This window comes from Phytopseudomonas argentinensis, from assembly GCF_900113905.1.
In the GTDB taxonomy this organism is placed as follows: domain Bacteria; phylum Pseudomonadota; class Gammaproteobacteria; order Pseudomonadales; family Pseudomonadaceae; genus Aquipseudomonas; species Aquipseudomonas argentinensis.
Map to the genome: position 1 here is coordinate 1,074,688 of NZ_FORC01000002.1, position 19,182 is coordinate 1,093,869.

Sequence of the window (19,182 nt, forward strand, 5' to 3'; positions counted from 1 at the left end):
AGTGGCGCGGCGCAGGTCGTGCAGCGGGCTGCGCATCTGTCATCGCAGGCTGGTAGTGGAACACCCTAGGCGCTTGGGGTTGCTGTTGTAGTGATGCGGGTATATACATGCATTCATGTTGCCTACCGAATGCTTATGCACTCGCTTGCGTCGCGCCAGCCGTGGCGTCAGCAAGCTCTATGACGACGCGCTGAGCGGTGTCGGACTCAACGTTGCCCAGTATTCTCTGCTCAGGCACTTGCAGCGTCTCGATCAGCCAAGCATCACCGACCTGGCCGAAGCCATGGGCCTGGAGCGCAGTACCCTTGGCCGTAATCTGCGGGTCTTGGCAGGACGTGGCCTGGTGATGCTGCAAGGTGGCACCGATCAGCGTAACCGACTGGTGGCGCTGACCGAGGTCGGAGAACGACTGCTTGGCGACGCGCTGGAGGCCTGGCAGGGTGTACAGGTGCAACTGAAGCAGCGCGTGCAGGCGCATCACCTGCAAGCACTGGATGAGTTGCTCGCCAGCCTGGATCGACCGTGAGGCCGTTACTGGCCATTTCTCCCGTGTTGGATTTGATAATAAGAAGGACATGCCATGAGTTCGCTACAGCGCACGGGTATCTGGTTGATGGTGGGGGCGTCGTTGATCCTGGCCCTGTCTCTCGGCACACGCCACGGATTCGGTCTGTTTCTGTCGCCGATGAGCGCGGATTTTGGCTGGGGGCGTGGGGTGTTCGCCTTTGCTATCGCCTTGCAGAACCTGATCTGGGGTATCGCCCAGCCGTTCACCGGTGCGCTGGCTGATCGTTTCGGCGCCCAGCGGGCGATCATCGTCGGCGGTGTGCTCTATGCCGCCGGGCTGGTGCTGATGGGGCTGGCGGACTCGCCGCTGTCGCTGTCGCTGAGTGCGGGGCTGCTGATCGGTATTGGCCTGTCGGGCACCTCGTTCTCGGTGATTCTCGGCGTGGTCGGTCGCGCGGTGCCGGTGGAAAAGCGCAGCATGGCCATGGGCATTGCCGCGGCGGCGGGTTCCTTCGGCCAGTTCGCTATGTTGCCGGGTACCCTGGGGCTGATCGGTTGGCTTGGCTGGTCGGCGGCATTGCTCGCGCTGGGCATGATGGTGGCGTTGATCGTACCGCTTGCGGTCATGGTCAAGGATCGCCCGCAGGTGAGCCAGGGCCCGCAGCAGACCCTGGGCGAGGCCCTGCGCGAAGCGTGCAGCCATTCGGGTTTCTGGCTGCTGGCGCTGGGCTTTTTCGTCTGCGGCTTCCAGGTGGTGTTCATTGGCGTGCACCTGCCGGCGTACCTGGTCGACCAGCACCTGCCAGCCATCGTCGGCACCACGGTGCTGGCGCTGGTGGGGCTGTTCAACGTATTCGGCACCTACATCGCCGGCTGGCTGGGCGGGCGCCGTTCCAAACCGCGGTTGCTCAGCGCGCTGTACCTGGCACGTGGTGTGGTCATCGCACTGTTCATCACGGTGCCGCTGAGCGTATGGACGGCCTACGCCTTCGGAATCGCCATGGGGCTGCTGTGGCTGTCCACGGTACCGTTGACCAATGGCACCGTGGCCACCCTGTTCGGCGTGCGCAACCTGTCGATGCTCGGCGGTATCGTGTTCCTGTTCCACCAGCTGGGTTCGTTCATGGGCGGCTGGCTCGGCGGCTACCTCTACGACCACACCGGCAGCTATGATCTGGTGTGGCAGCTTTCCATCCTGCTCAGCGTGCTCGCTGCCGCGCTCAACTGGCCGGTGCGCGAGCAACCCGTGGCGCGTTTGCAAGGAGTTCAGGCATGACCCCCAAACCTCTGGTCGTGGTGGCAGCCGGCACTGCCGGGTTGGCGCTGCTGGCTGTGCTGTTCTGGGCGTGGCGCACGAGCGGCCTGGCGATCATGCAACTGGGCATGAACCTCTGCTGAACGGTTACCGATAAGGAACGATCCGATGCGAATGTCATTGTTTGCCGTGCCCCTGGCTTTACTCGCGTTGAGCGGTCAACTGCAGGCTGCTGAATGCCCGGCCTTGCTGGCTGACCAGAGCGAGCTGCCCAAGCTGCGCTCCAAGGACAAGATAGATCTGTGTGAACAGTTCGCCGGCAAGCCGCTGATGGTAGTCAATACCGCCAGCTTCTGCGGCTTCACCTCACAGTTCGAGGGGCTGGAAGCGCTCAACAAGCGTTATCGCGATCAGGGGCTGGAGATTCTCGGGGTGCCGTCTGACTCCTTCAAGCAGGAGTCCGACGACGCCAAGGAGACGGCCAAGGTCTGCTACGTGAACTATGGTGTGACCTTTACCATGAGCGAGACCCAGCCGGTCACCGGTGACGATGCCATCCCCCTGTTCAAGGCGCTGGCCAGGCAGACGGCGGCGCCACGCTGGAATTTCTTCAAGTACGTGGTCGATCGCCAGGGGCAGGTGATCGCGCGGTTTTCCAGCATGACCAAACCGGATGATCCGGAATTGATCGCTGCCATCGAGAAGGCGATCGCCTCAAAGCCCTGAGGCCCAGTCCAGGCATAAAAAATCGCGGCCTTTGCCGCGATTTTTTCATGAGCGCAATGGCTCGGCCACCGTGCAGTGGCCGAGCATACCTGCCCTTAGAAGCGATAGGTCAGGGACGCGCCCAGGCCATGAGCGCTGTTCTTGTAGGTGGCGTTGTAGCTGCCCCGGGCCAGGCTGCTACGGTTGATCTCGACTTCTTCTTCCTTGAGATAGGAGTAGGCCAGGTCGATGGTCATGTCCTCAGTCGGGCTCCAGCCAGCGCCCAGGCTGAAGATCGTCCGGTCACCCGATGGGATGCGCGGCGAGCGATCGGTGTTGTTGGTCGGCGTCTGGTCGATGGCAATACCGGTGCGCAGCACCCATTGCGGATTCACCTTGTAGGACAGGCCAACAGCGTGAGCCCAGGTGTCGTGCCACTCCTGCTCCTCGACGATTGTGCCGAGCTGCCCTGCAAATGCACCACCCACGCCTTCGTTCTCGATACGCAGCTCTTTGAAACGGCTCCAGCGAGTCCAGCTGCTGCCGGCGTAAAGGGTCCAGGCGTCGTTCAGTTCGTGGGTGAAGGACATGTCCACGGTTTCAGGGGTAGTCACGTCCAGCGAAGCATCGTACTTGCCAGCCGAGGTGCCGATGGCCAGGCCTGGGCCGGATACGCGAGTGTCGCCTTCCAACTCGTATTTGACCCGGGAGCGGTAGGTCACGCCGACGCGGGTCTGCGGGGTGAACTCGTAGAGTACGCCGGCGGTGAAGCCAACCGCGGTGTCGTCGCCCTTGACCTTGACCTTGCCATCGTTGGCACCAGCTGGGCCAAAGGGGTTGGTCAACGAGGAGCTCAGCTCGCCTTCGATATGGTTGAAGGTCGGGCCGAAACCCACCGACAGTTTGTCGTTGAAACGATAGCTGAGGGTCGGTTGTACGGTAATGACCCGTACATAGCTCTTGTCGGCGAAGTAGCGGCCCTGGAAGCCGTTTTCATATTCGGTGGCCAGGCCGAAAGGGGCGTAGACGCCAATACCGAACGCTACCTTCTCATCCAGCGGCTTGACGTAGTAACCCATTGGCACGCCCGTGGTGGGCACCATGTCGCCATCGTTGCTACCACCATTGGCACCGCCACCGCCCGCAGCAGGTGCGGTGGTGCTGCTGGTGTCGCTGATGCGGCTCTTGGCATGAATGGCGGCCACACCGAAGTTGACCTGTTCGCGCTGGATGCGCGCCATGCCGGCCGGATTGCCGAATACCGTGCTGGCGTCTTCCGCTGAGGAGGAGCGACCGGCGAACGACATGCCCATGCCGGCGACGCTTTGCTCGTTGAGCGCGAAGCCGCTGGCCAGGCCGTAGGTAGAGGTGGATGCGATGGCGATTGCCAGACCGGTTCTTAGGATTGTTTTACTCACGGGGTGCTCCATGGCAGGTCGGGGAACTCTCGCTTGCTGACTAGACGGCAATTCGGAAAGTTCAGGGTGAACACGTTCCTTCGAAGTTGATGCTGTCCTGAAACGCAGGATATAGAGCCTTTCGGTGCTTGGCACCTGTGACCCGACAGTCAGTTTTTCAAGCGACGCTTGCCAGTTCCAGAATACAGCGTTGCCAGGCACGTACGAACTCGCTCGGCTGGCGGCAGGGCGCGAAGACCTGCTGCCAGATCAAGGCCTGGGCGCCGAGGTCATCGGCGTCGGGCAGCTCTTTGTAGCGGTGTTCGATCAGCAGCCAGGCGATCGCGGTGGCATAGCGCAGGTTGACGGTCAGTTTCGAAATGCGGCGCGCCCAGAAACGCATGCTGGCTGGCCAGGCCGCGGACCCGGCTGGCCAGGTCGGGGCTGGCGGCCAGGTGGTCATCCCATAAACGCTGGTGATGAAATGCCGAGATTCGGTACAGGCCGTAGCCGTTGTGGCTGTCCAGTTCCGCACCCAGCGAAGACTGACAGGCGGCGATGCCCAGCAGCAGGGCTTCGGCAGCGACGCACTGGCTACCCAGGTACAGCAAGGTCGGACGGATGACGTGTCGGTTCAGGTCACTGGCGGCGATTCCCATAGGAGCCTCTAGGCGCAAAGGTGACCGGTGGGGGAGGGTGCCGGCAGCGGACAGCGGCTGCCTCTACCATCTTTACTCAGTTGCGATGACCGATAAATCCCACTGGGAGCAGGGGTTAGCCGCTCAACTTGAAGCCTAGTGCGATATACACGCTGTAAAGAGCTGTTTTTAAATCGATTGAGGATTGAGCTCGCCCTGGTTATATCCAATTGGAACTGCCAGGACGGTTGCACCTTGATCGCCTGATTGACACCGCGTTGCCGCCACGGGCAGTATCCAGGCCTTGTCGCCTTGCCGAGCCGTCCATGTTCATCCTCTTCCTGCCCACGCTTGCTATTCCTGGCCCCGCTGCCATGGATCAGCGCGTGTGCCTGGATGCTGGCAAGTCGAAGAAACAGTCGCTCATTTGACCGGGGCGCGCTGTCCCGTCAGATGGGCTGACAGGACAGAGGCGCTAAGTCGAAGTATCCCTTCGCTACACCCCCTTCCCGCACTCCATCGACGGTGACCAGACGGTCTACACCGAGGAGTTGCATACATGTCTAGGTTTTCCGGTATCTGGGTTGCGCTGGTGACGCCGTTTCGCGGCGGGCAGGTGGATCTTCCAGCATTGCGATCTCTGGCAGCGCATCTGATCGACAACGGCGCGGCCGGGCTGGTGGTCTGCGGCACCAGCGGCGAGGCCGCGGCCCTGGATGAACAGGAGCAGCTGGCGGTGCTGGACGCGGTACTCGAAGTGGTGCCGGCCAGCCGCGTGGTAATGGGGCTGGCGGGTAATAACCAGGTGGCGGTGCTGGCTCGCCTGCAACGTATCCAGAGCCGGCCCCTGGCTGGCGTCCTGGTGCCGGCGCCCTACTATATACGGCCATCTCAGGAAGGCCTGCAGCTGTTCTTCCAGGCTGTCGCCGACGCCTCACGGCTGCCGATCATCCTTTACGACATTCCCTATCGCAGCGCCGTGAGTCTGGAACTGCAGACCTTGCGACAGCTTGCTCGACACCCACGTATCGTGGCGATCAAGGACTGCGGTGGTGATCTGCGCAAGACTCAGGCGCTGATCGCCGACGGCCAGCTCGACGTGCTCACCGGCGAGGACGAGCAGATCTTCGCCACCCTGTGTCTGGGCGGCAGCGGCGCGATTTCCGCGGCAGCGCATGTGCGCACCGCCGACTTCGCCGCGATGGTCAGCCTATTGCGAGAGGGCGACCTGTTGGCTGGCCGCGCGCTGTTTCGTCAATTGCTGCCATGGATACGCCTGGCCTTCAGCGAGCCCAACCCGGCGCCGGTCAAAGCCATGCTGGCCATGCAGGGGCTGATCGCCGATGAGCTGCGCGCGCCGATGTTGCGCTGCTCGGATGCACTGCGCGAGCGGCTGCGCATCGAGTTGCCATGAGCCCACGGCAGCGGTTCACGGGATATACTGCGCGGCAATCTTTACGGGAGAGCCGCGTGACCATCGAAATTGTCTGGATTCGAGACGACGCCAGCCTGGCAGCGCAGTGCGCTGTCTGGCGCAAACAGCCCTTCGTGGCGCTGGACACCGAGTTCATGCGTGTCGATACCTTCTACCCGATCGCCGGTTTGCTGCAGGTCAGCGAGGGCGAGCGTGCCTACCTGATCGACCCCCTGTTGATCGGCGACTGGTCGCCCTTCGCCGCGCTGCTCGAAGACCCGCAGGTGATCAAGGTACTGCACGCCTGCAGCGAGGATCTGGAAGTGCTCCTGCGCCTGACCGGCAGTCTGCCGGCCCCGCTGTTCGACTCGCAACTGGCGGCCGGCTACCTCAATCTCGGCTTCTCGATGGGCTACTCGCGCCTGGTGCAGGCGGTGCTGGATATCGAACTGCCCAAGGGCGAGACCCGTTCGGACTGGCTGCAGCGCCCGTTGTCCGAGACCCAGGTGAGCTACGCCGCCGAAGACGTCGTGCACCTGGCCGAGCTCTATCGCCGCCTGCAGGACAAGCTGTCGGCGCAAAAGAATGCCTGGATACTCGAGGACGGCGCCGAACTTGTCGCCGGCCTGCGTCGCGAGATGCCCGCCGAGGAGGCCTACCGCGAAGCCAAGCTGGCCTGGAAGCTGTCCCGCGCCCAACTGGCGGTACTGCGCGCGCTGTGCACCTGGCGCGAGCGCCAGGCCAGGGCGCGCAATCAACCGCGCAACCGAATCCTGCGCGAGCATTCGCTGTGGCCGCTGGCACGCCACCAGCCGAGCGATCTGGTCGCTCTGGCGCGCATCGAGGACATGCACCCGAAAACTGTGCGCCAGGATGGCGAGACCATCCTGCAGTTGATCCGCGAGGCGGCCGCGCTGCCGCCTGCCGAGTGGCCGCCGGCGATGCCCGAGCCGTTGCCGATCGAGGCCGCCGGGCTGCTCAAGAAATTGCGCGCCATTGGCCAGCGTGAGGGCGAGCGCCTGGAGATCGTGCCCGAGCTGATGCTGCGCAAGAAGACCCTCGAAGCGCTACTCAAGAGCGGGTACCCGAACGGGCCATACCGTCTGCCTGATGGCCTGCGCGGCTGGCGTCGCGAGTTGATGGGCCAGGCGTTGCTCGACTGCCTGGCAGGCGAAGGAGAAGCGGCTTGAAACGTATCTGCTCGATCTACAGAAGCACACGCAAGAACGAGATGTATCTCTACGTGCTGCGCGCCGATGCGCTGGCGCGAGTGCCCGAGCCGCTGTTGAGCGCGTTCGGCACGCCCATCCATGCCTTCGACATGGTGCTCACCCTCGAGCGCGTGCTGGCCCGTGAGGACATCACCAAGGTATTGGAGAACCTCGACAACCAGGGCTACCACCTGCAGATGCCACCACCGGAAGACGATTACATCGAGCATCTCCCCGAAGAGCTGCTACGTCGTAACGATCCGGTCTGACGGGAGAGCATGCCATGCGGGTACTGATCGCCGAGCAGGATCACGCCGAGTACCGGCGACTGCTGCAGGTCGCTGCGCCGCAACTCGAGCTGGTCACGGGCGAGGGCGCCGCACTGGCCGAACAGGCCGCTAGCTGCCCGATCTGGCTGGGTGAGCCCGACCGGTCCGCCGACCTGCTGCGTGCCGGCCATAAACCGGCCTGGTTGCAGTCCACCTGGGCGGGCATCACGCCGCTGCTGGCCGACGACCTACCCCGAGATTATCGGCTGACCCGGGCGGTCGGTGTATTCGGGCAGATCATGGCCGAGTATGTCTTGTGCCATATGCTCGCCCACGAGCGTGAGCTGGTCGCCCGCCAGCAGGCGCAGCGCGAGCAGCGCTGGGATGGCCGTCTGCCGGGTAGCCTGGCAGGCCGCCGGGTGCTGATCGTCGGCACCGGGGAGATTGGCGCGGCGGTGGCGCGCTTTCTGCAGCCGTTCAACGTTGTACTGAGTGGCGTGGCCAGCAGTCCGCGAAGCCTGGCGCCATTCGGCGAAGTGACCGCCCTTGACGAGCTGCCACGGCTGGTGGCCCAGGCCGATTACGTCGTCAACCTGCTGCCCAACACGCCCGCCACCCGTGATATCTATGACGCCGCCTTGCTGGCCCATTTTCAGCCATCGGCCGTGTTGATCAACGCCGGGCGGGGCACCGCGGTGGTCGACGAGGATCTGGTCGCTGCATTGGCCCGCGGAGGGCTGGCCGCGGCGGTGATCGATGTCTGCCGTGAAGAGCCGCTGCCAGCCGGACATCCGTTCTGGACCGCGACTAACCTGACGCTCACCGGCCACAGCGCCGCGCCGACCCTGCCGCACCTGCTGGTCGAGTTGTTCCTGGCCAACCTGCAGCGTTATCGCGCGGGCGTCGAGTTGCAGGGGCTGGTGGATTTCGCCCGCGGCTACTGAACCCACCGTCGCCGGTGGCTTGTACTGTGTGGCCTGCAGACCTAGACTGCCGGCCTTTTCGCCCGCTACCTGCAAGTTCGATCATGGCCGCGCCCACGCTTCCTTTCTGGCAACACAAGACCCTCGAGCAGCTCGACCTCCAGGAGTGGGAGTCGCTGTGCGATGGCTGTGGGCTGTGCTGCCTGCAAAAGCTCGAAGACGAGGATGACGGCGCCGTGTACTACACGCGTATCGCCTGCAAGCTGCTCGACCTGCAGACCTGCCGCTGCAGCGACTATCCGAACCGCAAGCGTTTCGTGCCCGATTGCATCCAGCTCACGCCTGCCCAGGCCGACCAGTTCCAGTGGCTGCCGCCGACCTGCGGCTACCGGTTGGTCAGCGAGGGCAAGGATCTGCCGTCCTGGCATCATCTGGTATGCGGCGACCCCGATGCCGTACATCGCGAGCGCATCTCCCAGGCCGGGCGTATGCTCAGCGAAAACAGCGTCGCCGAGGATGACTGGGAAGATCACCTGATCTTTCGCGCTGGCTGAGTGTCTGTGATGAGCCGTTAAGGCTGGTTTAAGCGCGCTGGTGTTTGCTTGTCCTGTTGCGTCATATTCATGCCCTGCGTTGATCCTTCGTGACGACCGTCGTCCGCTCTGGAGTCTCCTGTATGTCGATTCGCTGCCTGCTGCTGTCCGCTGTTCTGTTGAGTACCGGCACACCCCTGTGGGCCGCCGAAAAGGTCGACCTCGACTACAAGGTCAAATTCCTGCCACAAAGCGATCAGGCGGAAGTCAGCATCACCCTGGAGGAGGGCGAGCGCGTGCGTGGCCTCAACTTCAACCTTGGTGACGAGGGCTACTACAGCGACTTCAAGGCCGATGGCGAGTGGAAGCCCGAAGGCGACAATCGCGGCCTGTGGGTGCCTGGCAAAGGCAAGAGCAGCCTGAGCTACAAGGTGCGTATCAGCCACCCACGTGGCGAAGGCCGCTTCGATGCGCGCATGACCGACGACTGGGCGCTGCTGCGCGGTGACGACCTGATCCCCAGTGCGAGCCTCAACCAGGTCGACGGCCTTGAGCTGGTCGCGCGCCTGGAATTCGACCTGCCCAAGGGCTGGCGCAGCGTCGAGACCGGCTGGCCGCGGGTGGGCAAGAACAAGTTCCGCATCGACAACCCGCAGCGCAAGTTCGACCGGCCCACCGGCTGGATACTCGCCGGCAAGATCGGCACCCGCCGCGCCAAGCTCGGCGAAACCCAGGTGACCATCGCGGCACCGGTGGGCGAGGGCATGCGCCGGATGGATGCGCTGACCCTACTGACCTTCGTCTGGCCGGAGATGCAGGCGGTGTTCCCGCGGGACCCCGCAAAGCTGCTGGTGGTCGGCGCGGGCGACCCGATGTGGCGCGGTGGCCTGTCGGCACCCAACTCCTACTTCATGCACGCCGACCGTCCGCTGGTCAGCGAGAACGGCACCAGTTCCCTGGTGCACGAGCTGGTGCATGTGTTCAGCCGCATCAGCGATACCGACAAGAGCGACTGGATCAGCGAGGGCCTGGCCGAGTACTACGCCATCGAGGTGATGCGCCGCGCTGGCGGGCTGAGCGAAGACCGCTACCAGAAGGTTCGCGAGCACCTGATCAAATGGAGCAAGCCGGTCAAATCCCTGCGCACCGAGAACTCCACCGGGCCGGTCACCGCTCGCGCGGTGCTGCTGCTGCAGGAGCTCGATCGCGAGATCCGCCAGGCCACCAAGGACGGCCAGCAGCGCTCCCTGGATGACGTGGCCCGTGGCCTGATGCGCATGGACAAGGCCAGCACCAAGGACTTTATCGAGATCACCGAGAACGTCATGGGCCGCAGTTCCAAAGTGCTGGATACGCGCCTGCTGCGTTGAACCTGACGTCTGGGCACTGTGTCGACCTGGCTCAGCTGCCCAGTTCGTGGAAATTACCGCCAGCGATGCGCCGTGTTGGCTATCGAAGCAAGCCCGCCGTTCGTGCACCGCTTTGCCAAGGCCTTTGTCTGCGGTTTGTCGTTCCTAGGCTTGAGATTCGGGCTGTGCGGCATGCTGACAAATGCCTGGCGGTGGTGCTGAGCGGGCATTTCGCTGGCCGGCGGGTGTGGAGTTCGCATTGGCACCTACCGACTGAGCCTGTCCGGTAGCGTGATCATTGCGGGAAAGTACAGCCCGATCTATCGATTTTACCGATGATTTATCATCGAGTCGAAATGCCCGGTTCGATGCTGCAAATAGGGTGGGCGTTTTCATGTGGGGGAGCGCCACTGCTGGCTTTGAGCGATATATCATTGGAGTCGATCTTTACTATTCTTGTGATCGAGTTTTTGATCAAATTTTCTTGAGTAACATGAGCTCCATACCCACCCGATTCCTCCCAAGGAGCTCATCATGAAAACTGAATTTATCGCCAGCCTGTTTATTGCCACCCTCGCCAGCGCCGCATTCGCGATGCCCCAGGGCCCGGTCGAGGCCACCATTTCGCCCGCCATCAGCGCCCAGAAAGTAGCGGAAGACGGTTATAAACGTACCGGCGGCAAGATCGCTGAGAATGGCTTCGAGCGTGTTGGTGGCAAGCTGGTCGCCGAAGACGGCTACAAGCGCACCGGCGGTAAGATTGCCGAAAGCGGTTATCAGCACGTAGGCGGCAAACTGGTCGCCGAAGACGGCTACAAGCGCACCGGTGGCAAGATTGCTGAAAGCGGTTACCAGCACGTAGGCGGCAAACTGGTTGCCGAAGACGGCTACAAGCGCACCGGTGGCAAGATTGCTGAAAGCGGTTACCAGCACGTAGGCGGCAAACTGGTTGCTGAAGATGGCTACAAGCGCACTGGCGGCAAGATTGCCGAAAGCGGTTATCAGCACGTGGGTGGCAAGCTGGTTGCCGAAGATGGCTACAGCCGCACCGGTGGCAAGGCCGAAATGTCCTGATTGGTCAGCTCTGACACAAAGCCCGGCATCGTCCGGGCTTTATTTTGTCTGCAATTCGGCTCAGTACTTGGCGCCGGTGCGGGTGTTGTTGCCTTTGGCCAGGCGGTCGTAGAGCACCACGTTGACCGTGGCCGCCAGGTTCATGCAGCCATCGGTGGGGATATAGACCACTTCCTCGCACCAGTCGCGGACGCTCTTGTCGAGCGAGCCGTCTTCGGGGCCGAAGATGTAGAAGGCACGATCCGGGTGGGTATAGGTGGGCAGGGGGCGTGCGCCATCGACCAGTTCCACGGCGACCGGCGTGCAGCCCAGGGGGATGACCTTCTGCAGGTCATCGATGCCGATCAGCGGAATGTCCAGGTGCACACGCTTGGTGTCGGTAACGAAGTCACGGGCACGTTCGTAGCGCTTGCCGGTATAGAACACCGAGGCCACGCCATAGCAGCCGGCAGCGCGCATCACCGCGCCAACGTTTTCCGGTGACTTGGGGTTGTAGAGACCGATGCAGCTGTATCGTTTGTTGCCCACGGGCCAGGCCTCGAGAAAGGGGCCGGCATTATACGGCTTGTAGATAGCGCGTGCTGCTCAGGACTTTTTCTGCAGCAGCTCGGCCAGGTTAGCGAAGGCCTTGTGAGTGGTTTTCGACCCCGTTTGGCTGGCGGTGGAGCCTTCGCTGAAATACTGCTGGTCGGTGTAACGGGAATGCTCGTTGTCGTGACAGAACAGGCACAGCAGTTCCCAGTTGGAGCCGTCCTGGGGGTTGTTGTCGTGGTTGTGGTCGCGATGGTGTACCGTCAGCTCGCTCAGTCGCTTGCCGGAAAATTCCCGGGCGCAGCGGCCACAGACGTGCGGGTACATGCGCAGGGCCTTGTCCCTATACCCTTCTTCACGGCTGCGCTGGGCGTCGGCGAGGATGCGGTCGAGTTTGGAGGTCGGCGTGGATGGGCTGCTCATGATCGTTCCTTGCTGGCGTATGGGAGCAGTATATAGGCAGGGCCGTGGAATCAGTCTGCACTTTCCGTCGGCGGGCATTGCCCAATGCAGCATGTCCCACTGCCTTATGGAGTACAGACCATGCGCACACCCTTACTGGTACTGATCAGCCTGCTTTCAATGGGTGGCATCGCCCAGGCCCAACAGCAATCAGCCCCGCCCGAGCCTGCCGGGGCGATACAGACGCCCGAGGTGCCCGACCCGTCCAAGGTCGACCCCGATACCCCGCCGGTGGTCCGTGACGGGCGCGACAATGATGAATCCACCAAAGCTGCCCAGGATGCTTCCGAGCGTCAGCAGGAGCAGGCGCCTGATCAACAGGGCGAGCAGATTCCTGACTGACGCCACCGGCCGCCGGCTCAGGCGGCCCGCTATCGGCCTGCCGCGCGCAGGCCGAGCACCTTGAAGACGAAGGCATATTCCAGTGCCACGTCGCGGATGGCCTGGTAACGACCGCTCATGCCGCCATGACCGGCTTCCAGGTCGGTCTTGAGCAGCAGCAGGTTGTCGTCAGTCTTCAGCTCACGCAAGCGCGCCACCCACTTGGCGGCTTCCCAGTACTGCACGCGGCTGTCGTTGTAACCGGCCACGGCAAGAATCGCCGGATAGGCCTGTGCGCGTACGTTTTCGTAAGGCGCATAGGCCTTGATGCGCGCGCGCACCTCGGGTTGATTCGGATCGCCCCATTCGTCGTACTCGGTGACGGTCAGCGGCAGCTCCGGGTTGAGCATGGTATTGAGCACATCAACGAAGGGCACCTCGGCGATGGCGGCGGCAAACAGCTCAGGCCGCTGGTTGAGTGTCGCGCCGATCAACAGGCCGCCGGCGCTCCCACCGCTGATGACAAGTCGCGACGGGCTGGTAAATCCCTGGGCGATCAGGTGCTCGGCGCAGGCGATGAAGTCGTCGAAACTGTTCTGTTTATGGGCCAGCTTGCCCGCGCGGTACCAGGCTTCGCCCAGCTCGCCGCCACCACGCACATGGGCGATGGCAAACACCACGCCGCGATCCAACAGGCTCAAGCGCGCATGGGAGAACCACGGATCGAGGCTCTCGCCATAGGCCCCGTAACCGTATAGATACAGGGGCGCCGACTCACCGAGCGCATCGCGACGCGCCACCAGGCTGATCGGTATTTGCGTGCCGTCCGGGGCGTTGGCCCACAAGCGCTGGCTGACACAGGCGTCGGCATCGAACTCACCGAGCACCGGCGTTTCCTTGAGGATCTGCTGGCTGCCATCAGCCAGGTTCAGCTCGCGAATCTGTGCCGGACGGTTGAGCGCCTCGTAGCGCAGGCGTATCACCGGGCTGGCGAACTCCAGGCTGTCCTGCACGTACAGGCTGTAGGCCGCATCGGGCAGGCTGACCCGGTAGCCGGCCATACCCTGCGGGCGTACGTCGATGACCGGCAGGCCGCCCTCGCGCAGGCTGAGCACCAGCGCCGACTCTGCCAGGCTGACACCTTCGAGCATGACCTGCTCGTTGTGGGCCACCAGTTCCTGCCAGTGGGGCCGTGTTGGTTGCTCGGGCGTAGCGCTGTACAGGGCGAAATTGATGCCGCTCTGGTTGCTGCGAATCAGCCAGGCCCACTGGCCGTCCAGCGTGCCGTGATCGGCGTAATACTCGTGGCCTTCCTCGCGCGTGGCCAGGCACTGGAAGAGCTGCTCGGGCGTGTCGGCGTCCAGTACCCAGGCTTCCGTGGTGGTCTTGCTGCCCAGCAGCAGTACCAGCTGACGCTCCGAGCTGCTGCGGTAGCAGCTTAGAAAGAAACGCTCGTCGGCCTCATGGAAGACCTGGGTGCTGCGTGTGTCACCCAGGCGGAAACGATGCAGTGTGGCCGGGCGGTGGGTGCTGTCCAACTCACCGTAGAACAGGGTCTGGCTGTCATTGGCCCAGGTCATGCTGCCATCGCAGTTGTCGAACGGCAGCTCGCTGATGGTGCCGCTGGCCAGTTCCTTGACGAACAGCTGATAGATTTCCTCGCCGCTGGTGTCCAGGCTGTAGGCCAGGCGCTGCTGGTCCGGGCTGATGCTGAACGCACCCAGGGACAGGAAACCGCCGGCGGCAATCTCGTTGGGGTCGAGCAGCAGGTGCTCGGAGTTCTCATCGAGCCTCAGGCTGCCATCGGACGGGCGAGGGCAGCGATAGTGGCGTGGGTACTCGTCGCCAGCGGTGGTGCGCTGGTAGTAGAGGTAGTCGCCCCAGGGCGTGGGCAGCGACAGGTCGGTTTCGCGGATGCGCGCCTTGATTTCCTGGAACAGCTGCTCGCGCAGCGGCAGGTCGTCCAGCCTGCTTTCCAGGTAGGCGTTCTCGGCACGCAGGTGTTCCAGCACCTCGTCGCTGTCGCGGGCCTCGAGCCAGTGGTAAGGGTCGGCGCCAGGGGCCTTGCGGGCGATAGGGGCAGTGGTCATAAGGGTCTCCAGGGCGCGGAGCGACGTCATGGGCCTCCTCTGAAAACTGATGCGTCTGCGTTTTAAGAGGTGCCCTTAAGGCGCCGAACCGGTTAAAAGCCGTTATCATAAGCGCCTTTGTCGCCTGGCAAGCGCGCAAATGCGCATTCGCCCGTTCGAGCCCCGTAAAGCAAGGGAACCATCGCCCTCATGATCGAAAACGACTATCTCCTCGCCTGGGGCGCCTATGCGATTGCCGCACTAGGGTGCCTGCTGGTGTGGTTCCGGATTACCAGCTGGATGTGGCGCTACCTGCGCGAGCCGCTGCGGGTGCTGGTGGCGATCCTGTTGTTCTGCCCGACCATCGTCGACCCGGCCAAGGAGCTGTTTGCGCCGGCCGTGGCTATCGTCGCCCTCGACCTGCTGTTCAAGGTGGGCAGCAATGCCTGGCGCGCGGTAGCTGATCTGGCCATGTACGGCATGATCGCCTTCGCCTTTTACCTGGTGTTCGTGGCCATTCGCTGGCCGTTCCTGAGCCGGGCGAGGGCGCGCAAGGCGGCGCGTGAAGAGCAGCAGGGCGACAGCGACCTGACCCTGCGCGAGCGCCTGGAGCAGGAGCAGGAGCCGACCTACTCCCCGCCACGCAGCAGCCGCAGCACTCGCGTCGAGCCGCGTCTGTAAGCACTGTCAATCGAGAGCCCGATCATGTGTGAACTGCTGGGCATGAGCGCCAACGTCCCCACCGATATCGTCTTCAGCTTTACCGGGCTGATGCAGCGGGGTGGGCGCACCGGGCCACATCGTGATGGCTGGGGCATCGGTTTCTACGAAGGGCGTGGCCTGCGTCTGTTTCAGGACCCGCGGGCGAGCAGCGAGTCGGAGGTGGCGCAACTGGTGCAACGCTATCCGATCAAGAGCGAAGTGGTGATCGGCCATATCCGCCAGGCCAACGTCGGGCGCGTCTGTCTGGCCAATACCCATCCTTTCGTGCGTGAGCTATGGGGGCGCAACTGGTGCTTCGCCCATAACGGCCAGTTGGCCGATTTTCGCCCGGCGCTGAGCTTCTACCGCGCCATTGGCGACACCGACAGCGAGTCGGCCTTTTGCGACCTGCTCAACCGCATTCGTACTGCCTTCCCTGAAGCGGTGCCGATCGAGGTGCTGTTGCCTGAACTTGTCGCCGCCTGCGCGGCCTATCGACAGCATGGCGTGTTCAACTGCCTGCTCAGTGACGGCGACTGGCTGTTCAGCTTCTGCTCCACCAAGCTGGCGCACATCACCCGGCGCGCACCCTTCGGGCCTGCGCACCTGCGTGACGCCGACATGAGCGTGGATTTCCACGCCGAGACCACGCCCGATGACGTGGTCTCGGTATTGGCGACCGAGCCGCTGACCGACAATGAAGCCTGGTCGGTTTACCAGCCGGGCGAATGGCGCCTGTGGCGCGCCGGCGAATGCGTCGCCCAGGGGCTGAGCAACTGACTGATGTCCCGCCTGGCGGGGCCGCGAGGAAAGGATGGTAAGAAGTTATCTGCGCCTGGCGTTGTTCGCCCTTGGTTTGCTGCTGGGCGTTCAGGTGCCGGGTTTCATCGACGACTACGCCAATCGCGTCGAAGCCCATCGTCTGGAATCCGAGCAGAGCCTGAGCGGTTTTCGTGATACCGCCCGGCGCTTCTTCGATGGCGATATGCAGCGCCTGGTCGGCCATTATCGCAACAGCAGCGACCCGGTGATGCAGAGCGATGCGCGCAGCGTCGGCCTGCTGGTCGAACGCTCTGCGCTGCTGGAGCAGGAGTCCTTGGCCATGCAGGGGCCCTGGTATCGTCAGGTCTGGCACCTGGCAACCGCTGCCGATGCGCAGTTGCTGGCGGAAACCCGGGCTGCCTATCGCTATCAGGTGCTGCTGGCGCCGGAGGCGATCGCCTGGGGTATCGTCTGCGCGCTGTTCCTCGCCTGGGTGGTGGAAAGCATCCTGCTGTTGCTGGCCCTGCCATTTCGCCGCCGTGAACGACGCACCGTGCCAGAGCGACAAACGCCGCGCATGCGCTGAAGCGCTTGACTCGTAGGGTGGGTTAGCGACGCTGTGCCCTGGAAGGTCAGGGCGCTCCTTTTTCGGCGCGTCGCGTAACCCAAGCGGAATTCGGCATTGCATAATTCGCGTAGCCTGGGTCGAGCGAAGCGATACCCAGGGCCGTTCCCGGGTGTCGCTTCGCTCGACCGGGCTACAGGCGTGCGCTTACTTGGCCAGAAAACGCATCCCGTCTTCCAGCCCCTGCAGGGTCAGCGGGAACATCTGCTCGTTGATCAGCTCGCGGATGATGCGCGTCGAGCTGGTGTAGTCCCAGGCCTCACGCGGGTAGGGGTTGATCCAGATGAGCTTCTTGTAGGTTTCCATGAACCGCTGCAGCCACACGTAGCCCGCTTCTTCGTTCCAGTGCTCGACGCTGCCGCCCGGCTGGGTGATCTCGTAGGGCGCCATGGCCGCATCGCCGATGAATACCACCTGGTAGTCGGCGCCGTACTTGTGCAGCAGGTCGTGGGTGGACATGCGTTCGGCATTGCGCCGCAGGTTGTTCTTCCACACGGATTCGTACACGCAGTTATGGAAGTAGAAATACTCCATGTGCTTGAACTCGGTGCGGCAGGCCGAGAACAGTTCTTCGCAGACCTTGACGTGGGCGTCCATGGAGCCGCCTATATCGAATAGCAGGAGCAGCTCGACGGTGTTGCGGCGCTCCGGGCGCATCTGGATGTTCAGCAGGCCGCCGTCGCGGGCGGTATGGTCGATGGTGCCATCCAGGTCCAGCTCATCCTGGGCCCCCTGGCGGGCGAACTTGCGCAGGCGGCGCAGGGCGACCTTGATATTGCGCGTGCCGATCTCCACCGAGTCGTCGAGGTTCCTGTACTCGCGCTGATCCCACACCTTGACCGCCTTGCCCTGGCGCTTGCCGGCATCACCAACGCGGATGCCCTCCGGGTTGTAGCCGCCGGAGCCGAAGGGGCTGGTGCCGCCGGTGCCAATCCACTTGTTGCCGCCGGCGTGGCGTTCCTTCTGTTCTTCCAGGCGTTTCTTGAATTCCTCGATCAGCTTGTCGAGGCCGCCTAATGACTGGATCTGCGCGCGTTCCTCGTCGCTCAGCGAGCGTTCGAACTCCTTGCGCAGCCACTCTTCGGGAATCAGTGCTTCGAGGTGCTGGTCGAGGTTTTGCAAACCGTCGAAGTAGGCGGAAAATGCTCGGTCGAACTTGTCGAAATGGCGCTCATCCTTGACCAGAATGGCGCGCGCCAGGTAGTAGAATTCGTCCATGTCGGCGAACACCACCTTGTGCTCGAGCGCACCGATCAGGTCGAGCAGTTCACGCAGGGACACCGGCACCTTGGCCGCGCGCATTTCGTTGAATAGATTAAGCAGCATGGCTGCACCCCCATGTCAGTTCTGGCCGGGCTGCTGCGCGTCGGCCATGCCGCGTTGAAAGCGAGCTGCCCATGCTCACGTACTGCAGTACGCTGCGCTGTTCAGCTCGCTTTCGCCTTGCCTGGCTCTAGCTCGCGAGCCCTGTATCGAGCAGGTTGCACGCCAATCGAAGCGCAGCAGCCCGGTTTTTACCGAGAAGTGCGGCGTGCCATGAAGGCCAGGCGCTCGAGCAACTGCACATCCTGCTCATTCTTCACCAGGGCCCCGGCCAGCGGCGGAATGGCCTTGGTCGGGTCGCGCTCGCGCAGCACCGCTTCGCCGATATTGTCGGCCATCAGCAGCTTGAGCCAGTCGACCAGTTCACTGGTCGAGGGCTTCTTCTTCAGGCCCGGTACCTTGCGCACGTCGAAGAACACGTCCAGCGCTTCGGCCACCAGGCTGTTGCTGATGCCGGGGTAGTGCACGTCGACGATCTTCTGCAGGGTCTGGCGGTCGGGGAAGGCGATGTAGTGGAAGAAGCAGCGGCGCAGAAAGGCGTCCGGCAGCTCCTTTTCGTTGTTCGAGGTGATGATGATGATCGGCCGGTGCTTGGCCTTGATGGTCTCGTCGGTCTCGTAAACGTAGAACTCCATCTTGTCGAGTTCCTGCAACAGGTCGTTGGGAAACTCGATATCGGCCTTGTCGATCTCGTCGATCAGCAGCACCACGCGCTCGTCGGCCTCGAAGGCCTCCCAGAGCTTGCCCCTCTTGATGTAGTTGCGAACCTCGTGAACCTTGTCGGAACTGAGCTGCGAGTCGCGCAGGCGGCTGACCGCATCGTACTCGTACAGACCCTGGTGGGCCTTGGTGGTCGACTTGATGTGCCAGGTGATCAGTCGAGTGCCGAAGGATTCGGCCAGCTGCTCGGCGAGCAGGGTCTTGCCGGTGCCGGGCTCGCCCTTGACCAGCAGCGGGCGCTGCAGGGTGATGGCGGCATTGACCGCGAGCTTGAGGTCATCGGTGGCGACATAGTGCTCGGTGCCTTCGAACTTCATCGGGGATCCTCACGCGGCAGGCGAATGTGAAAGCGCCGACTATAGCGCGCCGGGCGCATGAGTGTGAACGCGCCT

21 protein-coding genes and 1 pseudogene are annotated in these 19,182 nt (G+C 63.1%); 15 read left to right on the plus strand and 7 right to left on the minus strand.

Translation table 11 applies throughout. The features are described 5' to 3' along the window. The first annotated feature begins 115 nt into the window (after nucleotides 1–115). Genes BM154_RS13400 through BM154_RS13410 form a run of 4 tightly spaced genes read left to right on the plus strand, consistent with a single transcriptional unit; the run spans nucleotide 116 to nucleotide 2,488 of the window. Entirely contained in the window at nucleotides 116–526 is a 411-nt protein-coding gene (locus BM154_RS13400; protein WP_074884564.1) for a MarR family winged helix-turn-helix transcriptional regulator, read from the plus strand. Nucleotides 527–580: 54 nt separating this feature from the next. Next, entirely contained in the window at nucleotides 581–1,783 is a 1,203-nt protein-coding gene (locus tag BM154_RS13405) for an MFS transporter (protein ID WP_074884567.1), read from the plus strand. After that, a complete protein-coding gene (locus BM154_RS24575; protein ID WP_279626222.1) occupies nucleotides 1,780–1,905 on the plus strand; it encodes a hypothetical protein in 126 nt (41 codons plus the stop codon). The genes BM154_RS13405 and BM154_RS24575 overlap by 4 nt, the downstream gene beginning before the upstream one ends. Nucleotides 1,906–1,930: 25 nt before the next feature. Continuing rightward, a complete protein-coding gene (locus tag BM154_RS13410) occupies nucleotides 1,931–2,488 on the plus strand; it encodes a glutathione peroxidase (RefSeq protein WP_074884570.1) in 558 nt (185 codons plus the stop codon). A gap of 95 nt (nucleotides 2,489–2,583) precedes the next feature. On the opposite strand, the gene BM154_RS13415 is transcribed toward BM154_RS13410, so the two are convergent. Next, the gene (locus tag BM154_RS13415; RefSeq protein ID WP_083414569.1) at nucleotides 2,584–3,885 is read right to left on the minus strand and encodes an OmpP1/FadL family transporter; all 1,302 of its coding nucleotides are present in this window, start codon (nucleotides 3,883–3,885) and stop codon (nucleotides 2,584–2,586) included. A 157-nt stretch (nucleotides 3,886–4,042) separates the two neighbouring features. Then, nucleotides 4,043–4,523: pseudogene (locus BM154_RS13420) on the minus strand (hypothetical protein). A 538-nt stretch (nucleotides 4,524–5,061) separates the two neighbouring features. Between BM154_RS13420 and dapA the strand changes: the two are divergent. The 7 genes from dapA to BM154_RS13455 all read left to right on the plus strand — a co-directional run bounded on the left by dapA (nucleotide 5,062) and on the right by BM154_RS13455 (nucleotide 11,275). Further along, entirely contained in the window at nucleotides 5,062–5,916 is an 855-nt protein-coding gene (gene dapA, locus BM154_RS13425; RefSeq protein ID WP_074884577.1) for a 4-hydroxy-tetrahydrodipicolinate synthase, read from the plus strand. Between the two features lie 56 nt (nucleotides 5,917–5,972). Further along, nucleotides 5,973–7,106: a ribonuclease D gene (gene rnd / locus BM154_RS13430; RefSeq protein WP_074884580.1), complete on the plus strand. Its 1,134-nt coding sequence runs from the start codon at nucleotides 5,973–5,975 to the stop codon at nucleotides 7,104–7,106. Next, on the plus strand, nucleotides 7,103–7,396 hold the full coding sequence (locus tag BM154_RS13435; protein ID WP_074884583.1) for a YcgL domain-containing protein: 294 nt from the start codon (nucleotides 7,103–7,105) through the stop codon (nucleotides 7,394–7,396). Before rnd ends, BM154_RS13435 begins: the two co-directional genes overlap by 4 nt. A 14-nt stretch (nucleotides 7,397–7,410) precedes the next feature. Beyond that, on the plus strand, nucleotides 7,411–8,340 hold the full coding sequence (locus BM154_RS13440) for a D-2-hydroxyacid dehydrogenase (protein WP_074884586.1): 930 nt from the start codon (nucleotides 7,411–7,413) through the stop codon (nucleotides 8,338–8,340). A gap of 83 nt (nucleotides 8,341–8,423) precedes the next feature. After that, on the plus strand, nucleotides 8,424–8,873 hold the full coding sequence (locus tag BM154_RS13445; RefSeq protein ID WP_074884589.1) for a YcgN family cysteine cluster protein: 450 nt from the start codon (nucleotides 8,424–8,426) through the stop codon (nucleotides 8,871–8,873). Nucleotides 8,874–8,995: 122 nt separating this feature from the next. Then, nucleotides 8,996–10,222, plus strand: a complete 1,227-nt coding sequence (locus BM154_RS13450; protein ID WP_074884591.1) for a hypothetical protein — start codon at nucleotides 8,996–8,998, stop codon at nucleotides 10,220–10,222. Nucleotides 10,223–10,735: 513 nt separating this feature from the next. Further along, complete coding sequence (locus tag BM154_RS13455; RefSeq protein WP_074884594.1) at nucleotides 10,736–11,275, plus strand: hypothetical protein; 540 nt, start codon at nucleotides 10,736–10,738, stop codon at nucleotides 11,273–11,275. A 60-nt stretch (nucleotides 11,276–11,335) separates the two neighbouring features. Here the strand turns inward: BM154_RS13455 and BM154_RS13460 are convergent, their stop codons facing one another. Both BM154_RS13460 and BM154_RS13465 read right to left on the minus strand, forming a co-directional pair. Continuing rightward, the gene (locus tag BM154_RS13460; RefSeq protein WP_074884597.1) at nucleotides 11,336–11,803 is read right to left on the minus strand and encodes an RNA methyltransferase; all 468 of its coding nucleotides are present in this window, start codon (nucleotides 11,801–11,803) and stop codon (nucleotides 11,336–11,338) included. A gap of 57 nt (nucleotides 11,804–11,860) precedes the next feature. Then, on the minus strand, nucleotides 11,861–12,229 hold the full coding sequence (locus BM154_RS13465; RefSeq protein WP_074884600.1) for a YajD family HNH nuclease: 369 nt from the start codon (nucleotides 12,227–12,229) through the stop codon (nucleotides 11,861–11,863). A gap of 120 nt (nucleotides 12,230–12,349) precedes the next feature. On the opposite strand from BM154_RS13465, the gene BM154_RS13470 reads away from it, so the two are divergent. Continuing rightward, complete coding sequence (locus BM154_RS13470) at nucleotides 12,350–12,610, plus strand: hypothetical protein (protein WP_074884604.1); 261 nt, start codon at nucleotides 12,350–12,352, stop codon at nucleotides 12,608–12,610. Between the two features lie 29 nt (nucleotides 12,611–12,639). Here BM154_RS13470 and BM154_RS13475 read toward each other — a convergent pair whose 3' ends face one another. After that, entirely contained in the window at nucleotides 12,640–14,679 is a 2,040-nt protein-coding gene (locus tag BM154_RS13475) for a S9 family peptidase (protein WP_074884607.1), read from the minus strand. Nucleotides 14,680–14,868: 189 nt separating this feature from the next. Between BM154_RS13475 and BM154_RS13480 the strand changes: the two genes are divergently transcribed. Genes BM154_RS13480 through BM154_RS13490 form a run of 3 tightly spaced genes read left to right on the plus strand, consistent with a single transcriptional unit; the run spans nucleotide 14,869 to nucleotide 16,708 of the window. Continuing rightward, nucleotides 14,869–15,339, plus strand: coding sequence for an MFS transporter (locus tag BM154_RS13480; protein WP_074884610.1), 471 nt, complete (start codon nucleotides 14,869–14,871; stop codon nucleotides 15,337–15,339). Between the two features lie 24 nt (nucleotides 15,340–15,363). Continuing rightward, nucleotides 15,364–16,140 carry a class II glutamine amidotransferase gene (locus BM154_RS13485; protein WP_074884613.1) on the plus strand — a complete coding sequence of 259 codons (777 nt, stop codon included), beginning with the start codon at nucleotides 15,364–15,366 and terminating at the stop codon, nucleotides 16,138–16,140. A 34-nt stretch (nucleotides 16,141–16,174) separates the two neighbouring features. Further along, entirely contained in the window at nucleotides 16,175–16,708 is a 534-nt protein-coding gene (locus BM154_RS13490; protein WP_074884615.1) for a DUF2937 family protein, read from the plus strand. A gap of 186 nt (nucleotides 16,709–16,894) precedes the next feature. Here BM154_RS13490 and BM154_RS13495 read toward each other — a convergent pair whose 3' ends face one another. Beyond that, on the minus strand, nucleotides 16,895–18,073 hold the full coding sequence (locus BM154_RS13495) for a vWA domain-containing protein (RefSeq protein WP_074884618.1): 1,179 nt from the start codon (nucleotides 18,071–18,073) through the stop codon (nucleotides 16,895–16,897). Between the two features lie 188 nt (nucleotides 18,074–18,261). Next, complete coding sequence (locus tag BM154_RS13500) at nucleotides 18,262–19,107, minus strand: AAA family ATPase (protein ID WP_074884621.1); 846 nt, start codon at nucleotides 19,105–19,107, stop codon at nucleotides 18,262–18,264. Nucleotides 19,108–19,182 lie beyond the last annotated feature (75 nt).

Coding starts and splice junctions, on each gene's coding strand:
- BM154_RS13400 (WP_074884564.1), top strand. CDS start 116: ATGTTGCCTACCGAATGCTTATGCACTCGCTTGCGTCGCGCCAGCCGT.
- BM154_RS13405 (WP_074884567.1), top strand. CDS start 581: ATGAGTTCGCTACAGCGCACGGGTATCTGGTTGATGGTGGGGGCGTCG.
- BM154_RS24575 (WP_279626222.1), top strand. CDS start 1,780: ATGACCCCCAAACCTCTGGTCGTGGTGGCAGCCGGCACTGCCGGGTTG.
- BM154_RS13410 (WP_074884570.1), top strand. CDS start 1,931: ATGCGAATGTCATTGTTTGCCGTGCCCCTGGCTTTACTCGCGTTGAGC.
- dapA (WP_074884577.1), top strand. CDS start 5,062: ATGTCTAGGTTTTCCGGTATCTGGGTTGCGCTGGTGACGCCGTTTCGC.
- BM154_RS13440 (WP_074884586.1), top strand. CDS start 7,411: ATGCGGGTACTGATCGCCGAGCAGGATCACGCCGAGTACCGGCGACTG.
- BM154_RS13445 (WP_074884589.1), top strand. CDS start 8,424: ATGGCCGCGCCCACGCTTCCTTTCTGGCAACACAAGACCCTCGAGCAG.
- BM154_RS13450 (WP_074884591.1), top strand. CDS start 8,996: ATGTCGATTCGCTGCCTGCTGCTGTCCGCTGTTCTGTTGAGTACCGGC.
- BM154_RS13455 (WP_074884594.1), top strand. CDS start 10,736: ATGAAAACTGAATTTATCGCCAGCCTGTTTATTGCCACCCTCGCCAGC.
- BM154_RS13465 (WP_074884600.1), bottom strand. CDS start 12,229: ATGAGCAGCCCATCCACGCCGACCTCCAAACTCGACCGCATCCTCGCC.
- BM154_RS13470 (WP_074884604.1), top strand. CDS start 12,350: ATGCGCACACCCTTACTGGTACTGATCAGCCTGCTTTCAATGGGTGGC.
- BM154_RS13475 (WP_074884607.1), bottom strand. CDS start 14,679: ATGACCACTGCCCCTATCGCCCGCAAGGCCCCTGGCGCCGACCCTTAC.
- BM154_RS13480 (WP_074884610.1), top strand. CDS start 14,869: ATGATCGAAAACGACTATCTCCTCGCCTGGGGCGCCTATGCGATTGCC.
- BM154_RS13485 (WP_074884613.1), top strand. CDS start 15,364: ATGTGTGAACTGCTGGGCATGAGCGCCAACGTCCCCACCGATATCGTC.
- BM154_RS13490 (WP_074884615.1), top strand. CDS start 16,175: ATGGTAAGAAGTTATCTGCGCCTGGCGTTGTTCGCCCTTGGTTTGCTG.
- BM154_RS13495 (WP_074884618.1), bottom strand. CDS start 18,073: ATGCTGCTTAATCTATTCAACGAAATGCGCGCGGCCAAGGTGCCGGTG.
- BM154_RS13500 (WP_074884621.1), bottom strand. CDS start 19,107: ATGAAGTTCGAAGGCACCGAGCACTATGTCGCCACCGATGACCTCAAG.